Here is a 20,234-nt window from a genome sequence, read left to right as displayed (position 1 = left end):
TCTAATTCAACAGCAGATCTATGGCGATTATCTCCTCTAAAAAACAGCCTGAAGAACCGGGTAAACAACCCCAGCAGCATCGGAAATCAGCAAAAAAAACTCAAACACCGGATCTTCTACATCCCCAAGCAGAGGCTGACGAGCAGGGAAAGCCAGAAGAGAGTATTCGACCCCAACGGTTTGCTGATTATATCGGACAGAAAGATTTAAAGGATGTGCTAGAAATCGCCATTAAAGCTGCTAAATCCCGTCAAGAGGTGATGGATCATTTACTCTTGTATGGCCCTCCAGGATTGGGTAAAACTACTATGGCAATGATTTTAGCTGCGGAAATGGAGGTTAATTATAAAATTACCAGCGCCCCAGCCTTGGAGCGTCCCAGGGATATTATGGGATTGTTAGTTAACTTGAAACCGGGAGATATTCTCTTCATTGACGAAATTCATCGCCTTTCCCGGATGACTGAGGAAATTTTGTACCCAGCTATGGAAGATTATCGCCTGGATATTACTACAGGCAAAGGCCCTAGTGCCAGGATTCGCAGTATACCCCTAGCAAAATTTACCTTGGTGGGAGCGACAACTAGGGTAGGGGCGTTAACTTCTCCTTTACGCGATCGCTTTGGTTTGGTACAAAAATTACGATTCTATGAAGTGGATGAATTGAGCCAAATAGTTTTGCGAACCGCCCAATTATTGAAAACCCCCGTGGCGGAAGATGGAGCGACAGAAATTGCCCGTCGTTCTCGGGGTACGCCAAGAATAGCAAATAGACTACTTAAGAGGGTACGTGATTATGCGGAGGTTAAATCATCTGGTGAAATTAACGAAGGGGTTGCCGGGGAAGCTCTACAGTTATTTCAAGTAGACCCCTGTGGTTTGGATTGGACAGACAGGCGAATGTTGAGTGTGATTATTGAACAGTTTAATGGTGGCCCTGTGGGATTAGAAACCATTGCGGCTGCCAGTGGTGAGGATACCCAAACCATTGAAGAAGTTTACGAACCTTATTTAATGCAAATTGGATATTTGAGTCGGACTCCACGGGGAAGGGTAGCCACACCTGCTGCGTATAAGCATTTGGGTTTTAAGCCACCGAATGAGCAGATGTCTTTGTTGTGAGGAAGACTGGTGAAGGACTTTGTATTTTTTGGACAGTAGGAAGGTTGACAACTTATTGAAGAAGGCTGGAGGCAGTTCCGATGAAAAATAATTTGTACCATCAATTATCTAAGTATAATTTTTCCTTCCCCCTGCTCCCTGCTCCCTGCTCCCTGCTCCCTGCTCCCCTGCCTTTCCTAGTAAATGCCTACGTCACAATTTCCCATAAAATTTTGCCCAGTATTTCGTCTGTTGATGCTTCAATTAATAAAGGTTAACAAAATGCCAAGGTAAGAGGAATAGGTCTGATGGTGCGATTGATTGTAATTTTCCTGAGTGCTATTTTAATGTTTGGTTGGGGTGGGGAAGCATATGCTGCAAATGAACCCCTGCAAATTACCCAAGAACAATTCCAAAAATGGGAAAATTTGAGTAATCAAGCTTTGAATGCTGCCAGTCAAGGTGATTTTGCCACCTCTGAAAAGTACTGGACACAAATTATCGAAGAATTTCCCCAAAATCCGGCGGTGTGGAGTAACCGGGGGAATGTGCGGGTAAGTCAAAATAAATTGCAAGCAGCTTTAGAAGATTACAACAAAGCTATAGAACTGGCACCCAATGTTACAGACCCCTATTTGAATCGAGGGACAGCCTTTGAAGGGTTGGGAAAATGGTCAAATGCGATCGCAGATTATAATCGCGTTCTGGAGTTAGATCCCAATGATGCTATGGCATATAACAATCGGGGAAATGCCGAAGCAGGCTTAGGAAAATGGGAAGATGCGATCGCAGATTATCAAAAAGCTACGGAGATTAACCCCAAATTTGCCTTCGCCCGTGCTAACCACGCCTTAGCAGAGTATGAAATTGGTAATACAGAAATTGCCATCCAAGAGATGAAAGGTTTGGCTCGCAAGTATCCCCAGTTTGCAGATATGCGAGCTGCTTTAACTGCTGCTTACTGGGCAAATGGAAAGCCAGGAGAAGCGGAAAGTAATTGGGTAGCGGCTTATGGACTAGATAGTCGCTATAAAGATATTAACTGGGTAAAAAATATCCGTCGATGGCCTCCTAGTTTGGTGGTAGCATTGGAGAAATTTTTGAAACTCCAGTAAAAAACTTGCAAATGCACAGGAGCAAGGAAAGTCTAGAAATTGGTTATACCATTTTGAAAGAAGAATACAACAGATGGGTAGGGGCAAGGTAATAACCTGTAAATATGGCGGCTTTTGCGATTCATTCCCGTATTCACCAAGCTTGGGACGCTTACTCGAGCCCTTGATTCAAGATGCCTGTGCATTTTACGAAGACCATGCTTTATTCGATAATTATACCGGGGTCGTACTGGAAACAGGAGAAAGCGATCGCATTGCTGCTACCTTGGGAGAAAGAAAGTATTATGCTCTGTAACCACGGCTTATTAATTATTTTACGCCTGTTTAAATAATCAAAAAACTACTATAGTTTATTTCGCAGTTCTAGCTTGTATGAACAAATAAATGCCATTGGAGAAGTTATATAATGAAACTGATTAAAATACTCTCTGCACTAACTATAGATGCCATTAGTTGGCTTTATCCAGTAGTAATAATCATTCTGGCGGGGTTTCTGGAAAGCTGGCTGCTGTTTAGCCTGTTCTCGGAAATTAAACCTCTGGTTCTGGTGGCAACATTTCCTCTCATTTACTTGCTCTGGTTATTTCTTTTTTTGTGCCTGAGTATTGTGGGGACAAAACTTATGTTTCTATTTGTTAAAAAGCCTAAAATCCTCGAAATTAATATTCTCGAGGATCTGCTTGCACTTATTCAAATAGAACCTATAATTATCTCTTACAGACTACAGAGTTTAATGTCTACATTGCCTTTTCTCAACTATTTCCAGCTTACTCCAAATGCTTTGAAATGGATGAGAAACCTAGTGATGAGCTCCTATTCTCCAGAGGTGCATATCGGCAAACTCTGCACAATAGTCGTATGGCCACAAGATCCAGATTTGACATACATCGGTAATAACGTGGTTATTGGCAGTAAATGCGATCTTGTTGCTCATGGTCTCAACAGCTCTGGAGGTCAAGTAAAATACTTTTCCGAGCCGATTATTATTGAAAATAACAGTACTATCGGTGGTAATAGCCGAATCGGAATGGGTGTCAAAATTGAGGAGGGAGGGATAGTAGAAGTAGGTAGCAATGTGCTTCCTTTCACTCGTATAGGAAGGGGCGAGATATGGGGAGGAAATCCAGCAGTTTTTATCCGTAAACGAAACGAATATGCGAATATCAGTGAAACCAATTATTCAGTACAACAGATAGATTCATCGGAATTGAATGACATAATTGCTAATGCTACTCGTTTGCGTCCCGAAGAGATTACCAAAGACCTCAGTAGCGACAATTGTATGGCATGGGATTCCTTGGCTAAAATGTCAATTGCCGCTTCATTGTATGACCGTTTTAATATTCGTATTGCTGCTGAGCAAATCTTCAAGCTAAATTCTCGTCAGTCAATCGAGCAGTTAATTACCGTCCATACACATAATAATCTTTCAGATAATTCGGATACTGTATCCACTACTAATGAAACTGTTGAAATACCCACTAATCCAGAACTTCTACCCCTTTACAAGCCAGACACTGTAACTCAAGCACTTGCCCGTCGTTTTCAGGAAGCATCGCAGGAAGGGGAGCAAAAAATTGTCATAGCTGCTACTTTTACTGCACAACCACTAGGTTCTACCTTAGAACTCTGGTGTAGAGCATTCGGTATTCCATTTTTTGTTGAGTTTGGCGAATTCAACCAATTGGAGCAGACTCTTCTTTCCCCAGATAGTGTGTTTATGAATAACCCAAATGGGTTAAATGTTGTGCTGACTCGCCCAGAAGATTTAATCTCCGATGGAGATCCAGATGGGATGATTCGAGCCAGTCAACTGTTAGATGCGATTAATAGTTATGCTGTAAATAAAAAGGGTCTAATCGTATCAAATTTGCCCCCAGCCGTTTCACCATTTTTCCACGGAAAGCATCAACAGGTGGAAAAACTACGCTTTTGGTGGCTGGAGCAGCTGGAAAAAATCGAAGGGATCCAGATATTAGACTTTACCGGAGTTGTAGAGGAAGTTGGACGACAAAATTCCCAGGATGCTTCATTAGAGGCAATAGCCCGTGCTCCCTATTCACAGATTGTATATCAGAGATTGGGAATTGCAATTACTCGTTTGGTTCGTGGAAGATTTCTTCCTGCAAAAAAAGTTCTGGCACTTGATTGCGACGGCATTCTCTGGGGAGGTATTTTGGGTGAGGATGGTATTGATGGGATTGCCTTGAGTAATGACTATCCTGGTCGCAGTTTTCGTCTGTTTCAGGAAATGCTTCTAGAACTTAAAAAACGGGGGATTTTGCTAGTATTAGTTAGCAAAAATGAAGAAGCGGATGTCTGGAATGTGTTTGAACATCATCCCGAAATGGTTCTTCGACGAGAGGATATTGCTGGTTATCGGATTAATTGGCAGGAAAAATCTGTTAATTTGCGCGAACTTACCGATGAATTAAATTTGGGTCTGGACTCTTTCGTTTTTGTAGATGATTCACCCGTAGAGCGTCTTGAAGTGGAGACAAATGCTCCAGAAGTCATAGTTGTTCCCATGCCGAAAGAAGCGGCACATTATGTCGAAACCCTTTCCAAGCTGTGGTGTTTTGATTCCTGTAGTATTACGGTAGAAGATAGGATGCGAACCCAATTGATGGCGGAGGAACAACAGCGCCGGGAATTGCAGCAGAGTACAAGTAGCATTCATAGTTACTTGGAATCCCTACAATTGGTTGTAGAAATCCGGTCTGCCGAAGCAAGAGATTTGCCACGAGTCGCACAATTAACGCAAAAAACCAATCAATTTAATCTTTCCTTAATTCGCCGTTCCTTAACTGAAATTCAAGACCTGCACAAATCCTGCTCCATTCTAGCGCTGAATCTTAAGGATCGTTTTGGTGATTATGGTCTTGTTGGCGTAGCGATTCTGAAGCAGGAAAACAGATGTCTGTTTCTAGATACATTTCTGCTCAGTTGTCGCGCTCTCGGACGAGGAATAGAGCAATCTTTCTTATGCACCCTTTTTGATTTTGCTCATCAAAAAGATTTAAACATGATTATTGCTCCTTACCATTCAGGTTCACGAAACGAGCAAGTAAAAACTTTTCTGTTGAAAATGGGTTTTTCGCCCAAGCAATCAGATATTCTGGAAGCTGAAGTGGTGAATGTTCCGCAAAAGCCTGGGTATATAGAACTACAAGTTCGAGTGTTAGCCTGAGTGAAAGGGAAAATCCCAACGGAAGCTTTTTTAATCTGTTCAACAACGTTGCATATGATTTACCCATATAACAACTGATTGCTGATTTCCTCAATTGCCAGGTTACTTAACCAAAATACCAACCTTTGGCGCTACTTCATAGGCATTTTTCTGGGGTACAACAATAATTCCAGAGTGTTGTCTCTCCTTTTCTATATACTGAAGGTTTGACTGCTCCCCTGCCTGAAGGCGAGGGGATTCTAAAATGTATGAGGGATCCTGTCACCACATTGAACTTCCTGTAATGGACCTATTAAATAGAGCTTCGGAGGTTCATCAGTGGAAAACGTGAGTCTGCCATACACTTTATTTTCTGGATTATTGGAGAGAAACCAAACGCCATTTTCTTCAATACTTTTCATAACCTACTCTTATAAATTACTTATTCTCCCCTAACAAAATTTGCCGGAGCGATCGCCATTTAACTAACCAATCTATCAGTTGTTTTTCCCCAATCTTCGTTTTCTGTGCCTGTACTTTTAACAACTCATTTAATTCAGTATTATCACTACTAATTTGTTGTTTCCACTCCTCAATTAAAGTATCTCGTCCCAGAGGAGTTTTCCCCAACCCCAAGGCTGTTTGTAATCTCATCTGTTCTTCCTTACCCACCATTTCCACCACAAAGTCACTGGATTCAGCTTTTTGCAACACTGCTGCTAATGCCTGGATATAAGCTGCACTATTATCGACTACTGGAGTCCCTAAACTCGCTGATTTTCCTAAGCGGCGATTTTTTGCCCATACCACTACCAACAACAAAACACATATTTGCATGAATGCAGGGAATAAAGGAGTTTGACCCAAATAACTAAATAAATTTCCCTGTCCTTCCCTTTCTCTCACATCCTGATCTTTATAGCCGTGGATGTACTCATCTACCAAAATCAGATTATCTTGATGAGTAACTAAATTTGCTAGGTACTTAAAGTTACCAGAATAATCCTGATAGGCATTAGCTGCCAAATGGGGTGTGATGGCAAAAGTTACCTTACCTTTACCGTACTTTTTCTGCCAAACCACCGCTCCAAAGCTATCTGACAAATCAGCCTCTTCCCCAGAGGTAATTTCTCTTCGCCTACTAGTATCAATCTTAACATCACCTAGAAGCGATCGCTGGATGGTACTGAATTTGGCACCACTCACACCTTGATATACCCCCAAAATCACCAGATTATTCCCAGTTTCCACCCATTTTTTTTGTTTGGATGATAGAGCCTGGAAACCCAAAGAAGCTCTTACTTGCAGTAAAGTAACTGGGCGTTTTTCTGTTGTTAAATCTGCAAATGGCTTTTTCCACCTTTGGATAGTTGCACCTTGTTTCTGTATAAAAGCATACCAAGCACCATAGCCATCCGGGGCGCGTCCATAAGTGGAGCCGCTATTAAGCTTACTACTACTGGGTGCAGCAATCATAGTGAGGAGAATCACCGCTAATATCAGTCCAGATAACCAGAGCCAGCGATTTGAGCGTTTCATTTTAGTATCATTTTAAACTTATTACTTATTATTTATTATTTATTACTTACTACTTGTAATCTCCCCATAGGCTTGCTGACACTGCTGATAAGTATCTGATGAAACTTTGCGATCGCTAAAACACAATTGCTCGTGGGTAGTAATCAAGGTTTCATAAGGCTGTATTGGGGTTCCAGATAATTGTAATAATTGCAAATACTCGCCATCTGTACGACTTGCTTTTTGGGGAATTATTTTAGTTTCATGTAAATATTGCAGGGTTGCTAAATACAAGCAACGACAAGCATCTCCGTATTTACCCTGACGATAAAAATATTGCGATCGCTCCAACCATGCAGCAGCAGATAAATTTTTTGATTGGAAAGTAGCAACAGCAGCAGTATCATTTATTCTATTTAATCGCGAATAAATATAAGGACTAAATTCCTGCCATAATCGCCAAACAACCCAAGCGACAAATAAACCTAGTAACATCCAAAACAAAAACTTCAGTAGATTTTCTACCCAAGGAAGAATAGACCATTTAGGTAATTGATCAGAAAATGGCAATCGCCAACGGGAAATTTGGTACTCCAACCATTCCCCGATTTGTCGCTGTAATTGAGAAAGCTGCCAACCCCAACTAGTTTTTTCAAATGATTCTGCGGGCATAATTAAATTATCGGATGGAGATAATCCAGACTATTCTAACTTCTGAGTATTTATAGCGCTACGTGCCAGTAATAAGTTTACTGCTCATAGGTTTGGTGCTTCAACAATGTCCGCGCCCTAATTACGTAGTGGTATACTATTTTAGTTAAAATTTCTCTCTATATATAAATATGTCTGGCTAAACTATATTGATAAATATTAAGTTTTAATAACCAGGCGATTGTTATCTTTTGGTGGTTGGATATTTGGTGGTTTGATATTTAAAGTTGATAAAATCCCTAACTATCTGGCTTCTGATTGTAATCAATTAGAAGCTCAGGTATGACCTGGAAGTTAAAATTTTCACTCCATGATGGAACATCTACAGGCATGATAGAAGTAGAAGTATAAAAAGAGAAATTTTAAATGACTATCTACTTTTACAAAGCTTGGCAGCCCTATGGCTGTTTTTCTAACTTTTCTCCCCACGGGATCGTTATCCAAAAAACTTACTGGTCAACGGTAGAACATTACTATCAGGCTCAAAAGTTCGTGGGTACAAAAGATGAAATAATTATTCCCCTGATTCATGATGCAGAAACTCCAGAAAAAGCGGCTGAATTGGGACGTTGCCCCACTCGTCAAATACGTCCAGATTGGGAAGTCATTAAAACCATTGTCATGGGAACAGCAGTGTTACAAAAATTTCGCACCCATACTGGAATTGCTAAAATTCTCCTAGATACGGGAGAGCAATTACTGGTAGAAAACTCCCCTACCGATTATTTCTGGGGTTGTGGTGCCAATAAATCTGGTCAAAATCAATTAGGTAAAACTCTGATGAGTGTACGGTCAGAATTACGCCATATGCCAGTGTTAGAAGCTCTGGCAAAATCCAATAGTTAAGTTCAATTAAGTTAAGTTACATTTTGAGGATAGCATCACAATATTGTATCAAAGTATTAAGGCGATCGTTAATTGCCTGTAGTCTAGTCTGAACAGTTGTAGTTTGCCTTGCTCCCTGCAAAAAAATCATATCCATTTCTAGAAGACGCAATTGTTTACTGATTTCTGTGTGATAGGAATTTATCTGGCTCAGATTTTGGTTTTCTGTGTCTTCAGGAGCTAAAGTCAAAATCTGCTGCTGATAAAATTTACGCAAGGACATGATTTGCTGCTGTAGTTGGGGTGCATCTGGTTCAGCAGTAATGGTATAGTTGCGTAATTGCTCTAACAAATTTACGAATGCCTGATATGGCTGATTATTTATATACATGCAAATATTTGGGAAAATAGTTGGTAAGGTCAAGAAATGTTGCTTATACAATGAAGTTTTTCCAATAATTGTGGCAAATTCAGCCAGAAAAAAGATTTTTGGTTGCATATTTACCATAAATCAGTTTTCAATATTATTATCCTTGAAACTCACTTGCATATACTAATTTCTGAAATACTAATTTTCCCCATTTTTATCAATAACATCTTGATGACGGTCACCCTGTCATTTTGAACCCCAGTTAATGGCTGTGGTTAAAACATCTATCAAAAGGTCAATTCAAAGCATTTACTGTATACTTGCTTGACCTTCACCGCTTATTTTTCCTCATACCCTGATTACCCTACCCCCAATTTAATTCTATGAACTGCTCAATCCTTGAATCTTCTATGGACATTAATATTCCAGTATGGCTACAAAGCTGTTTGGAAAACTCACACCCCAACAGTGAGCACATACAGAATAATTACCAGTACCAGGAAGACAAATTAATTGCTGAAGCCTTCAAATTTGCCTACAAACTTCATGAAGGTCAGTATCGCAAATCAGGTGAACCATATATTTGTCATCCAGTCGCTGTCGCCGGTTTGTTACGTGACTTAGGAGGCAGTGCTACTATGATAGCAGCTGGTTTTTTGCATGATGTAGTAGAAGATACAGAAGTTACGAGTGAAGAAATCGAGAATCTCTTTGGTGGGGAAGTTCGACAATTAGTGGAAGGTGTAACCAAGCTTTCTAAAATAAATTTTAAGAGTAAAACAGAAGGTCAAGCTGAGAACTTCCGGCGAATGTTTTTAGCAATGGCAAAAGATATTCGGGTGATTGTGGTCAAATTGGCGGATCGCCTCCATAATATGCGAACCTTGGAACATTTACCAGATGCTAAGCGCCGTCGCATTGCTTTAGAAACTAAAGAAATTTTTGCTCCCTTAGCTAATCGCTTGGGAATTTGGCATCTTAAATGGGAGTTGGAAGATTTATCCTTTAAATACCTAGAATCAGAAGCTTACCAAGAAATTAAACAGCTAGTAGCAGATAAACGCACTGATAGAGAAAATAGATTAAAACAAATTACTGGAACCTTGCAAAATCGGTTAGCAAAAGTAGGTATTCATTGTTTTGATATCAGTGGTAGACCCAAACACCTCCATAGTATCTATCAAAAAATGCAGCGCCAAAACAAAGAATTTCATGAAATTTACGATTTGGCTGCTTTAAGAATTATAGTAGAAACTAAAGAGGAATGTTATCGGGCTTTAGCGGTGGTTCACGATTCATTTCTGCCCATTCCTGGTAGATTTAAAGATTATATTGGATTACCCAAACCCAATCATTATCAATCCTTACATACTGGAGTGATTGGTCCTTGGGGTGGTCATTTAGAGATTCAAATTCGGACTCTGGAAATGCATCATATTGCCGAATATGGGATTGCAGCTCACTGGAAATATAAGGAAAAAGGTGGATCTCAAAGTACAACTTTAACCGCAGCAGATGAAAAATTTACTTGGTTGCGACAGTTATTGGAATGGCAAAATGACCTCAAAGATGCCCAGGAATATCTCGATAGCGTTAAAGATAACCTATTTGAAGATGATGTTTATGTTTTTACCCCTAAAGGTGATTTAGTTGCATTAAAGGCTGGTTCTACACCCATAGATTTTGCCTATCGCATTCATACGGAGGTGGGTAATCACTGTGCAGGTGTGAAGGTGAATGGACGGATGTTACCCCTATCAACGCCTCTAAAAAATGGTGATATCGTCGAGATTATCACTCAAAAGAATAGTCAACCAAGTGTGGACTGTCTCAACTTTGCCAAAACAAGTTTAGCCAAGAATCGCATTCGCCAATTATACAAGCGAGCGCACCGAGAAGAAAATATTACCCGTGGCAAGGAGTTATTAGAAAAAGAACTGGGCAAAAAAGGCTTTGATAATTTGCTCAAATCTCAAGCCATGCAAACTGTGGTGGAGAGATGCAACTATCAAAGTGTAGAAGATTTATTGGCTGGTTTGGGTCATGGTGAAATTACCCTCAATTTTTTCTTGAATCGTTGGCGAGAAGCAATTAAGTCCCAACAACCATTAACTCCCGAATCGGAAACCCATAATCATTTACCCACCCTTACACCCAAAGTAAAGGATATAAGTCCTAGCATTTCCCAATCTAGTAATTCACCAATTGTAGGTATAGAAGGGTTGATGTACCATCTAGCTGGGTGTTGTAATCCCATTCCTGGGGAAGCAATTATTGGTGTAGTTACCAGAGGTAAAGGGATTAAGATTCATCGCCAAGAATGCCAAAATCTGGAAACAGTAGAATGCGATCGCTTGATTCCTGTAACCTGGAATTGTAACGATGACAAGATTTCTCAGTTTCATACTTATCCAGTGAAAATCCAAATTGAGACTTTAGACAGGGTGGGGGTTTTTAAGGATATTTTATCCCGTTTAAGTGATCGAGGTATTAATGTGCGTAATGCTAATGTGAAAACTTCTATTGCTAAGCCGGCATTAATTGATTTAGAAATAGAAATATCTAGTTGTACTCAATTAGAACAGTTGTTCAGTCAAATCAAAAAAATGAGCGACATTATTAATATTCGTCGTCTTGGTTATATATATTCCTAGTTGTAAAGGACTGAAGGAATAATATTTGTTTCTGTAAGCTTGCCAATTTTTATCTCAATTGGCAAGTTGAATCTGTGAAAGATTAAGTTACAAATATTAATGAAGTTTTATAATAATTGCTCGTAAAGTTTGCCAGCTTGTTCCCAGGTAAATTCTGTTTCTACCATCTGTCTAGCATTTCTAGATAAATCATTTCTCAGTTCTGGATGCTCAAATAATTGACTGATAGCCTTGACATATTCTTCAGGAGTATTAGCTCTTAATGCTCTTGGAGAACTACCCACATTGTCTACAGACAACCCTTCCAAACCGCGATCACTTCCGACGACTGGTACACCAGCAGCCATTGCTTCTAAGGTTTTATTTTTAATCCCAAATCCAGTCCGCATGGGAACTACACAAATGGTAGCTTGATGTAAATATTCTACCATTGAAGGTACGCGCCCAGTGACATTAATTCCTGGTATTGCTTGAAGTCTTAAAATTGCAGGTACGGGATTAGAGCCAACAACATCAAAAGTTGTATCTGGGTAAAGTTTTTGAATTTCTGGTAATACTTCATCAGCGAAAAAACAGACTGCATCAATATTTGCCAAATTATCCATTGCACCAATAAAAATTAAGCGGTATCCTGTGGGATCATTGGTACGGTAAGGGAAGGAAACTAAATCTACACCATTGGGAATGATCGCAATTTTCCGACTAGGATTGAATGCCTGTAGTTGTATTTTATCTTCTTCTGTAGTCACAACAATTTGCGAAAATTTAGAGCAGTAACTTCGCTCATAACGCTGTAATAGTGGTAGATTAATTTTATCTCTGAGAGAATTTTCCGAAATACCTGTTTTTAATTGGTTAAGACAAGTGCCATAAACAGAACTATGGACATTAACTAAGGTTTTGACTTGTTTTTGGAAATCAGGGTTAATATAAATTTCATTCACACTATGTTCGCAGGTAATCACATCACATTTATTCTCCTCGACAAAATTATTAATCCAACTTTGCATCTCCACTGAATAACGATTTAACACATTTGGTGGTGTACCCGTGAAGAGGAATTTATTCAATCTGTGAATTTTTTTCAGTATTCCTCCTGTGGTTGGCATTTCTGAAGGACGGTTAAAAATAACTAGATGATCAACAACATTCCTTAACTCAACTATTTCTGCGGCTGCAACACCGTCTTCCTGCTGAGTGACTAAGGTTATAGAATGATTTTTAGTCAAATATTTGAGTAAATTAAAAGTTCGGACTTGGGTTCCTCCACGGGTTGGTGGATAAGGGAATGTAGAAGATATCATTAAGATGTTCATAAAGCTATTTATATAGGAATAATACTAACGAAAGTGAAGATAGATAAAAATATGATAATTGGGCTGTAATTTTGAATACATTTAATTGAAGGTTACCAGTCAATTATTTTGTAAAAATAGAGCAAATATACTATATCATTTGTTAGATTAAAAATATTTTACGCATATCAGAAACATAATATAAAAAAGGATGCTATTTTCATGGAAAACTTTGGTATTTATACTTTAGCAAATGATTCTGTTTATGACCAATTAATAGCACTGTTGAATAGTATTGAAATTAATGTAAGTTCAAAGATACCTGTTTGTATTATTCCCTATAATCAAAAACTAGATTTAGTGAAAGCAGAAATTAAATCTAGGTCAAATGTAACTTTATTTGATAATTGGGAAGCAATCCAGTATTGGGAAGACCTTTCTCACCAAATTTGGTCAGCTCATCCTAGAGAGAAAGAATCAAGATACTCCCGCCCTAGTTGGTACAAAGGACATTTGCAAAGAAGGTTAGCTGTATTTGATGGTATTTTTGATAAATTTGTATTTTATGATGCTGACAGTTTGGCTATGAAGCCAATAAATGATGTATATGAGAAACTAGAAACCTACGATTTTGTTTTTGATGATTGGGAACATAAAAAGCCAGAACCTGTAGCAGCTTTAAATTTTTCACTCATAGAGAAAACTGGGTTATATAAGACAGAAAATATACGAAATAAATTGCACTGTTCTAGCTTTTTTGGTTCCAAAAAAGGACTATTTAGTTCTCAAGAAATGAGCTTAATGAAGCAGAGATTAATTGAACAAAGAGAAATTGAATGGATCAATGGTCATGGTTGGTGGGATGATGCTTTCTTATTTAATTACATGACTTTACGTAGCGAACGCCCACTATTTAATTTTACCCTTAGTCCTAATGGTCAAGATATAACTGGTAATTGTGCTGATGCAGATCCCTTTGTCAATATTGATCATGTCCTGTATAACGAAGATGGATTAAAACCAATTCATCGCATTCATTACATGAACTATTCTTCTAGTGATTTTGCTAGTTTATGTCGAGGCGCAAATGTTAATATTCGTTACAAATATGATTTTTTATACTATCGTTTTCTTAAAGAGCCAGAGAAAAGACCACAAAAGCTAAAAGAGCCTAATATTGTGACTAAAAGTAATCGATTAATTCAAAAAGCAGTGAAGAAACTGCACAAAACTCTTAGTTAAGTTTTATGATGTTTTTTATTAGTGGTTAATATCATCTATTTTGGACATTAAATAATGCCTAAAGTTAGTATTTGTATTCCTACATATAATCGCGTTAATCTCCTATGTTGTGCTATTGAGAGTGTACTCAATCAAACGTATACAGATTTTGAACTAATTATTTGTGATGATGGTTCCAAAGATGATACACCTAAGGTAATCTCCAGATATACAGATAAGCGAATTAGATATATCCGCCATCCTCAAAATATTGGCAAAAGTAATAATATGCGCTCTGGCTTTGAAGCATCTACAGGGGATTATTTTCTTAAATTCGATGATGATGATAGATTAACTCCGGATTTTTTAGTACAGACAATATCGATTCTAGATCATAATTTCAATGTGGATTTTGTTGGTACAGATCACTGGATAATTGATATTAATAATGTCCGATATGAACCACAAACTCAGGATAATTCTCGACGTTGGGGAAGAGAAAATTTACCCGCAGGAATTGTTGATAATTTATTAGAAGTAGTATTTATTAATCAAAGTTTCCAAATTGGTGCAACTTTATTTCGCTGCCAAGTGTTAGATGAATTAGGATTTATGCAACCTAATTGGCAAAATTGTGAGGATAATGATTTATTTGTGAGATTGGCTTTGGCAGGAAAGAATGGGTATTATTTACCAGAATTATTGATGGAATATCGTGTTCATGCAGAACAACAAGGTATTAATAGAGCTATTCCTTATTTATTTGATAAATTACAATATTTAGAGAATTATAAATTTGCATCTGAAAAGGTAGAAAAAATTAGATTACAGCGTTTGGCTGAGACAAAATTATTGTTAGGCTTGCGGTTAATTAAAAAGGGCGATATTCAGCAAGGAAGGAAGCTAGTTTTAGCAGGTAAATCAGCTTCAACTGCTAAAATGTTTGTTGGATTAGCATTGTCTTTATTACCTTTAGTAATCAGGGAACAAATGTTTGAGATTTTAAGCAGAATCAAAGGATAAAGATAAACTATACAAAAATATATATTTGTTTTTAAAAATATAGAAATACTCAGATAATAATTCAGTGTGTTTACTTAAAAAAATAGAGGATAATACAAGTAGAATATAAGTAAAAATATTCCCAAAACAAGTGTGATTATTAACAGAGTTGGGGTAAGAATCATGAATGCCAAGATTGTTGTCACTTTAGCGATCGCTCTAGGTCTAGGCGGGTTAACTTACCAGGGGAAGGCACAGTCACCAGTAGTACCATCTAGTTTGTCTGGAGATTCTCTATCTGGCATTAATACTCGCAATGCAGAGAATGACTTTACTAACTTTTTCTTTAGGGATAAATCCGACTCAGTTAATGATATGAAGGCGGGAGAAAATAGCAATTCTAATTTCAGTGATCAAAGAGCTAGGTTGCGTCAAATAGAGAAATCCTTATCACAGGTAAGTACACCAATTATTCTTCAACCAGCAGAATCATTTAATGGTAATGATGGCGTACAACTACAGTTAGATTTAGCTCAATGATGGGATTGTTGATGCACAGATGCAGGATTTATGAAATGTAGGTGATATTAATCGGTTTGGGTTGGGGAGAATGTTAAAAGATTTTGTCACTTTTTCTCCCTAACCTAATTTTGTATACAAGTATTTGTCTACAATTATTGAAAATCTAAAAATCCAGAATTTGCCTAGCTAATTCTTCTAAGGAGTAGACAATATTAATATAAGAACGTACCAAAGAAGTTTGAATCTCCACGTCTTGTCTGCGGGGATAATGAGGATGAATCCCTATAAACAGAGGTTTTTGGGTCATTGACCATGCACCCAGCTCATAGAGGGCAATTGGACAGATACTTTCTTGGGGAAACCAGAAGAGAATCGCCTGAGCTAATCGCAGATGCTTGTATTCCCACTCAATTTGTTCCTTGGATGCTTCGGGATTGTCAATTGGGAAATTAGCACGGCGCGGATTTAATATTGTCCAATCTGAAGAATGTAATAATTGTACTATCTTTGCTTGCCAATCTGGACAACCAGTTATACCTCCAGCACAGAAAATTGATTTACCTTGACCATCATACCTATGTGGAGCTTCAATGTAATTGCTCATATTTAAAATTAATAATCTACCCCAGCAATGTATGCTAGAGCGATCGCATACCTTAATTTTTATAAAAGCTTTTTATTTTCCCATAATCCCCTCTCGTAAGTTTATCGCAGCATTATTACCGAAGTCAGGTAAAATAAAATCTTTAGGAGTGGAGAGGAAAACGTGACTCGCGCCATCATAGTACGCCACGGTCAAAGTACATATAACATAGAAAAGCGTATCCAAGGACGTACAGATTTTTCCAGATTAACCCAGAAGGGTTGTGATGATGCTAGTCAGGTAGGTAAGTTCCTCAGCCAAATTAAATTTGATGCAATTTACTGTAGTCCACTCACTCGCGCTCAACAGACAGCGGCAATAATTCACCAAGAGTTATCGGTAAATTCAGAACAGTCTGCGGTTCCCCAGCCTAGTCATCAGTTATTGGAGGTAGATTTACCTCTATGGGAAAAAATGTTGTCAGCAGATGTTCAATATCAGTTTGCTGATGATTACCGCATTTGGAAGGAAAAACCCCACGAATTTAAGATGCTAGTTCCCGATGGAGATGGAACTAGAGAACATTTTCCTGTTTTATCTTTATACGCACAAGCAAGGGAATTTTGGCAAGAAATTTTATCCCGTCACCAAGGGAAAACCATTCTCATTGTCGGTCATAATGGCATTAATCGCTCTCTAATTAGTACTGCATTAAATATTCCCCCCAGTCGTTACCATTCTCTCCAGCAATCTAATTGTGGTGTAAGCGTGTTAAATTTTTCTGGTGCTTTGGGGGAACCAGCACAACTAGAATCCCTTAACCAAACCCAGCACATGGGAGTCACTTTTCCCTCCCTACGACCAAATCATCAGGGATTAAGATTATTCTTAGTGCGTCATGGAGAAACCGATTGGAATCGTCAAGGACGGTATCAAGGACAAACTGATGTCACTTTAAATCAACAGGGAACACTACAGTCACAAAAATTATCAGATTTGATGCAAAATGTGGAGCTAGATTTAATTGTTAGTAGTTCCATGTCTCGCGCAAAGGAAACAGCAGAGATTATTTTGCACCATCATCCCCATGTCAATTTGCAATTAGATGATGGGTTTAAGGAAATTACCCACGGATTTTGGGAAGGAAAACTAGAAACGGACATTGCACAAGATTTTCCAGAAGATTTTCAACAGTGGCTCACAAAACCAGCCCAATTGCAACTATCCTCAGGTGAAAATTTACAAAAATTATGGCAACGTAGTGTGAAAATTTTTGATGCAATTGTTGAAGAAGCGTTAAGCAAAAAACTCAAAACTATTTTAGTTGTTGCTCATGGTGGTATTAATCAGGTCTTAGTTTGTCATATTATGGGATTATCACCGGAAAATTTCTGGAATTTTCGCCAAAGCAATGGTTCTGTGAGTGTAATAGATTATCCTTTGGGATTGGATGGATTACCTGTGCTGCAAGCTATGAATATTACTTCCCATATTCATGGAGGTGCGATTGATAAAACTGTAACTGGAGCAATGTGAAAGTCAGGAAGAGGTATGGGAGCAGGGAGCAGGGAGCAGGGAGCAGGGAGCAGGGGAGAAAACCCATGAGTGACTGCATCAAGAAAGGAATTATTGCACCTTGTGCTTATACATCACGGCACAATTATCTCTAATTTTTCCACAAATAAATTTGGGGGTTTGTATCCTTTTTTTTCAGTCAAACAATTTTAGATTTTGCGGAAAGTTGCGGTGCGGGGGTTCCCCCCGTTGAGCAAACTTTTCAAGACGGAGTTTGGATTTTGGATTAAAGAATTGTGGATTGAGTCCACGGATAAATCAAAATTATTCAATCTCCCTTGAAGAAAATGGAATAAACATAATGAAAAATCCAATCCTTCCCCTTTAACCTTTCCCCTTTGTCCTTGTGTTTCTCAGGAGTGGTACATTTTAACTCACAACTGATAATCTAACTCAAAACCATGATTGGCGAATTGCTACAACAAGTCAGGTTAATTGATCCTGTATCTGCAACTGATTATATTACTGATATTTTAATTGTTGATAACTACATTCATTCAGTTGCTAATGATATTTCGGATATCCCAGCTAATACTAAAATCCGAGATTGTCGGGGATTAATTCTGGGAACTGGTTTAGTGGACTTATATAGCCATTCTGGGGAACCGGGATTTGAAGAACGGGAAACCCTTTTATCCCTATTCAAAGCCGCTACTAGTGGTGGCTTTACGAGAATTACTATTTTACCTGATACCTCTCCCCCAGTAGATAACCCGGCTGTAGTTGCACAATTGCAAAGGAGCAAGTCAGACACAAACAATTCTTATCCCCTCCTCTATATCTGGGGTGCTGTTTCCCAAGGAATTGGGGGTGAAAAGATGACTGAGTTAGCTGATTTAGCTGCTGCGGGGGTGATTGGCTTTACTGATAGCCAACCATGGAAAAACTTAACTATGGTCAGACGGTTGTTAGAATATTTACAACCTTTAAATAAACCAGTGGCGTTTTGGTGTTGCGATCGCCAACTGGCAAGTAATGGTATTATGCGAGAAGGTTACGATTCTATCCACTTAGGTTTACCAGGTAATCCAGCCTATTCGGAAACTACTGCGATCGCTAATTTAATTGAATTAGTCGTAGCCACTGGAACCCCTATACATATTATGCGTATTTCTACTGAGCGTAGTGTACAATTAATTGCTAGTGCCAAGGAACAAGGCTTACCCATAACTGCCAGTACTACCTGGATGCACCTACTACTGGATACAACAGCAGTGCAAACTTATGATCCCAGCTTGCACCTGGAACCACCTCTAGGATTACCCAAAGATATGATGGCCTTGAGGAAGGCGGTAAAAAATGGGATTATAGATGTGATCGCCATCGATCATAGTCCCTACACCTATGAAGAAAAAACCGTCTCCTTTGCGGAAGCACCTCCAGGGGCAATTGGTTTAGAATTAGCATTACCCCTACTGTGGCAGAATTTGGTAGAGACAGGGGAATTGACAGCACTAGAATTGTGGCGTGCTTTCAGTAGCCATCCAGCTCTGTGTTTACAACAAAAACCCAGTACCATTGCGGCTGGGGAAAAAGCCGAAATGACTTTATTTAACCCCCAAGAACCTTGGAAGGTGGAAAGGAAAAATCTACATACATTGTCAAGTAATACACCTTGGTTGGGAAAGCAACTTATGGGTAAAGTTGTTCAGACTTGGTGTTAAGGGCGCTCCATGCTGAATACTGGAAGGCTGCTGGAAGGCTGACGCGGGGACGAGGAGACGCGGAGATGCGAGGATTATGGTTTATCATCTCTGACAAAATCATCCTGCAATTATGCAATGTCGATAATCTAATCTTGTGGGATGGGCATCCTCCTCATCCTGATATTATTAACAGGCAAGATAGCTGCATCACATGATTTGCAAATCCCTTTTACAGTAATAACAGGGAATAACAGAATAAATCATGTAGAACTTATGAATGAAGACTTTTACAAACAAGGGTTAGAAAAAGCACAGCAAAAGGACTTTGTTGCAGCAATTGAATTATTTAATCGTGCTTTACAAACAAATCCAAACTGGGATGCAGTCTACTATCGACGTGGCTTGGCTTATTTTGACACGGGAGCTATTCACCAAGCAGTTTCTGATTATACCAAGGCAATCGAACTAAATCCCCAATATACGGAAGCTTATTATGGGCGGGCATTGGCAAGGGTAGTATTAAAAAATTTACCAGGAGCACTGGCAGATGTGGAGCGAGCAATTGTCTTGAATCGCAATTATGCTGGTGCTTATAATTTACGGGCAACTATACACCGCAAACAAGGTAATATTCATGGTGCGATCGCTGACTTTAAGCAAGCTGCCGAATTATATCTAGAGCAAAAAGATCAGGAAAACTGCCGCCGTTGTCTGTCAAGTTTGCAACAGTTACAACCAAAACCAAAAACCGCCGTTGTGCAGTCAGTTACAACCAAACCAGCCCCTATATTATCAGCAAAAGATTACTTTACCCAATTAATAGAAAAAGCCGAGCAGGGGGACACTAGACAAGCAATGGAAGATTTGAACTGGATATTAAAAGCCGATCCCCAGGATGCTAAAGCTTACTGCTGTCGTGGGGTTGTGT

General features: G+C 38.9%; 16 protein-coding genes and 1 pseudogene. 12 read left to right on the top strand and 5 right to left on the bottom strand.

The annotated features are described in order from the left end of the window. Positions 1–20 precede the first annotated feature (20 nt). The 4 genes and pseudogenes from ruvB to CALSC_RS23590 all read left to right on the top strand — a co-directional run bounded on the left by ruvB (position 21) and on the right by CALSC_RS23590 (position 5,405). A complete protein-coding gene (gene ruvB, locus CALSC_RS23605) occupies positions 21–1,121 on the top strand; it encodes a Holliday junction branch migration DNA helicase RuvB (protein WP_088243680.1) in 1,101 nt (366 codons plus the stop codon). A gap of 287 nt (positions 1,122–1,408) precedes the next feature. Beyond that, the gene (locus CALSC_RS23600; RefSeq protein ID WP_088243679.1) at positions 1,409–2,215 is read left to right on the top strand and encodes a tetratricopeptide repeat protein; all 807 of its coding nucleotides are present in this window, start codon (positions 1,409–1,411) and stop codon (positions 2,213–2,215) included. Between the two features lie 95 nt (positions 2,216–2,310). Continuing rightward, positions 2,311–2,529, top strand: a pseudogene (locus CALSC_RS23595) (class II aldolase/adducin family protein); the annotation flags it as partial. 491 nt (positions 2,530–3,020) lie between these two features. Then, positions 3,021–5,405, top strand: coding sequence for an HAD-IIIC family phosphatase (locus CALSC_RS23590; protein WP_235006913.1), 2,385 nt, complete (start codon positions 3,021–3,023; stop codon positions 5,403–5,405). 417 nt (positions 5,406–5,822) lie between these two features. On the opposite strand, the gene CALSC_RS23585 is transcribed toward CALSC_RS23590, so the two are convergent. Continuing rightward, on the bottom strand, positions 5,823–6,923 hold the full coding sequence (locus CALSC_RS23585; RefSeq protein ID WP_088243677.1) for a DUF4350 domain-containing protein: 1,101 nt from the start codon (positions 6,921–6,923) through the stop codon (positions 5,823–5,825). 42 nt (positions 6,924–6,965) lie between these two features. Beyond that, entirely contained in the window at positions 6,966–7,574 is a 609-nt protein-coding gene (locus CALSC_RS23580) for a DUF4129 domain-containing protein (RefSeq protein WP_088243676.1), read from the bottom strand. Between the two features lie 405 nt (positions 7,575–7,979). Here CALSC_RS23580 and CALSC_RS23575 point away from each other — a divergent pair, with 405 nt between their 5' ends. Continuing rightward, entirely contained in the window at positions 7,980–8,459 is a 480-nt protein-coding gene (locus tag CALSC_RS23575) for an NADAR family protein (protein WP_088243675.1), read from the top strand. Between the two features lie 16 nt (positions 8,460–8,475). On the opposite strand, the gene patD is transcribed toward CALSC_RS23575, so the two are convergent. After that, complete coding sequence (gene patD, locus CALSC_RS23570; protein WP_327331748.1) at positions 8,476–8,937, bottom strand: heterocyst frequency control protein PatD; 462 nt, start codon at positions 8,935–8,937, stop codon at positions 8,476–8,478. A gap of 281 nt (positions 8,938–9,218) precedes the next feature. On the opposite strand from patD, the gene CALSC_RS23565 reads away from it, so the two are divergent. Next, on the top strand, positions 9,219–11,462 hold the full coding sequence (locus tag CALSC_RS23565; RefSeq protein WP_407641971.1) for a RelA/SpoT family protein: 2,244 nt from the start codon (positions 9,219–9,221) through the stop codon (positions 11,460–11,462). A 107-nt stretch (positions 11,463–11,569) separates the two neighbouring features. On the opposite strand, the gene CALSC_RS23560 is transcribed toward CALSC_RS23565, so the two are convergent. Continuing rightward, positions 11,570–12,778 carry a glycosyltransferase family 4 protein gene (locus CALSC_RS23560; protein ID WP_088243673.1) on the bottom strand — a complete coding sequence of 403 codons (1,209 nt, stop codon included), beginning with the start codon at positions 12,776–12,778 and terminating at the stop codon, positions 11,570–11,572. 201 nt (positions 12,779–12,979) lie between these two features. On the opposite strand from CALSC_RS23560, the gene CALSC_RS23555 reads away from it, so the two are divergent. The 3 genes from CALSC_RS23555 (at position 12,980) to CALSC_RS23545 (ending at position 15,520) form a co-directional block, all read left to right on the top strand. After that, positions 12,980–13,999, top strand: a complete 1,020-nt coding sequence (locus CALSC_RS23555; protein ID WP_088243672.1) for an Npun_R2821/Npun_R2822 family protein — start codon at positions 12,980–12,982, stop codon at positions 13,997–13,999. A gap of 54 nt (positions 14,000–14,053) precedes the next feature. Then, on the top strand, positions 14,054–15,001 hold the full coding sequence (locus tag CALSC_RS23550; RefSeq protein WP_088243671.1) for a glycosyltransferase family 2 protein: 948 nt from the start codon (positions 14,054–14,056) through the stop codon (positions 14,999–15,001). 162 nt (positions 15,002–15,163) lie between these two features. Continuing rightward, the gene (locus CALSC_RS23545) at positions 15,164–15,520 is read left to right on the top strand and encodes a hypothetical protein (protein ID WP_088243670.1); all 357 of its coding nucleotides are present in this window, start codon (positions 15,164–15,166) and stop codon (positions 15,518–15,520) included. Between the two features lie 145 nt (positions 15,521–15,665). On the opposite strand, the gene CALSC_RS23540 is transcribed toward CALSC_RS23545, so the two are convergent. Further along, positions 15,666–16,106 (bottom strand): nucleoside 2-deoxyribosyltransferase domain-containing protein, encoded by a 441-nt coding sequence (locus tag CALSC_RS23540; protein ID WP_088243669.1) that lies wholly within the window; start codon positions 16,104–16,106, stop codon positions 15,666–15,668. Positions 16,107–16,268: 162 nt separating this feature from the next. Between CALSC_RS23540 and CALSC_RS23535 the strand changes: the two genes are divergently transcribed. The 3 genes from CALSC_RS23535 to CALSC_RS23520 all read left to right on the top strand — a co-directional run. Beyond that, positions 16,269–17,621, top strand: coding sequence for a histidine phosphatase family protein (locus CALSC_RS23535; protein ID WP_088243668.1), 1,353 nt, complete (start codon positions 16,269–16,271; stop codon positions 17,619–17,621). 440 nt (positions 17,622–18,061) lie between these two features. Further along, a complete protein-coding gene (locus tag CALSC_RS23530; protein WP_088243667.1) occupies positions 18,062–19,324 on the top strand; it encodes a dihydroorotase in 1,263 nt (420 codons plus the stop codon). Between the two features lie 255 nt (positions 19,325–19,579). Then, positions 19,580–20,234, top strand: a 655-nt coding sequence (locus CALSC_RS23520) for a tetratricopeptide repeat protein (RefSeq protein WP_143288353.1), incomplete at its 3' end; no start/stop codon positions are given.

The sequence above is a fragment of the Calothrix rhizosoleniae SC01 genome (assembly GCF_900185595.1).
Classification (GTDB): Bacteria; Cyanobacteriota; Cyanobacteriia; order Cyanobacteriales; family Nostocaceae; genus Calothrix_A; species Calothrix_A rhizosoleniae.
This window is presented reverse-complemented; position numbering and strand designations above follow the sequence as displayed.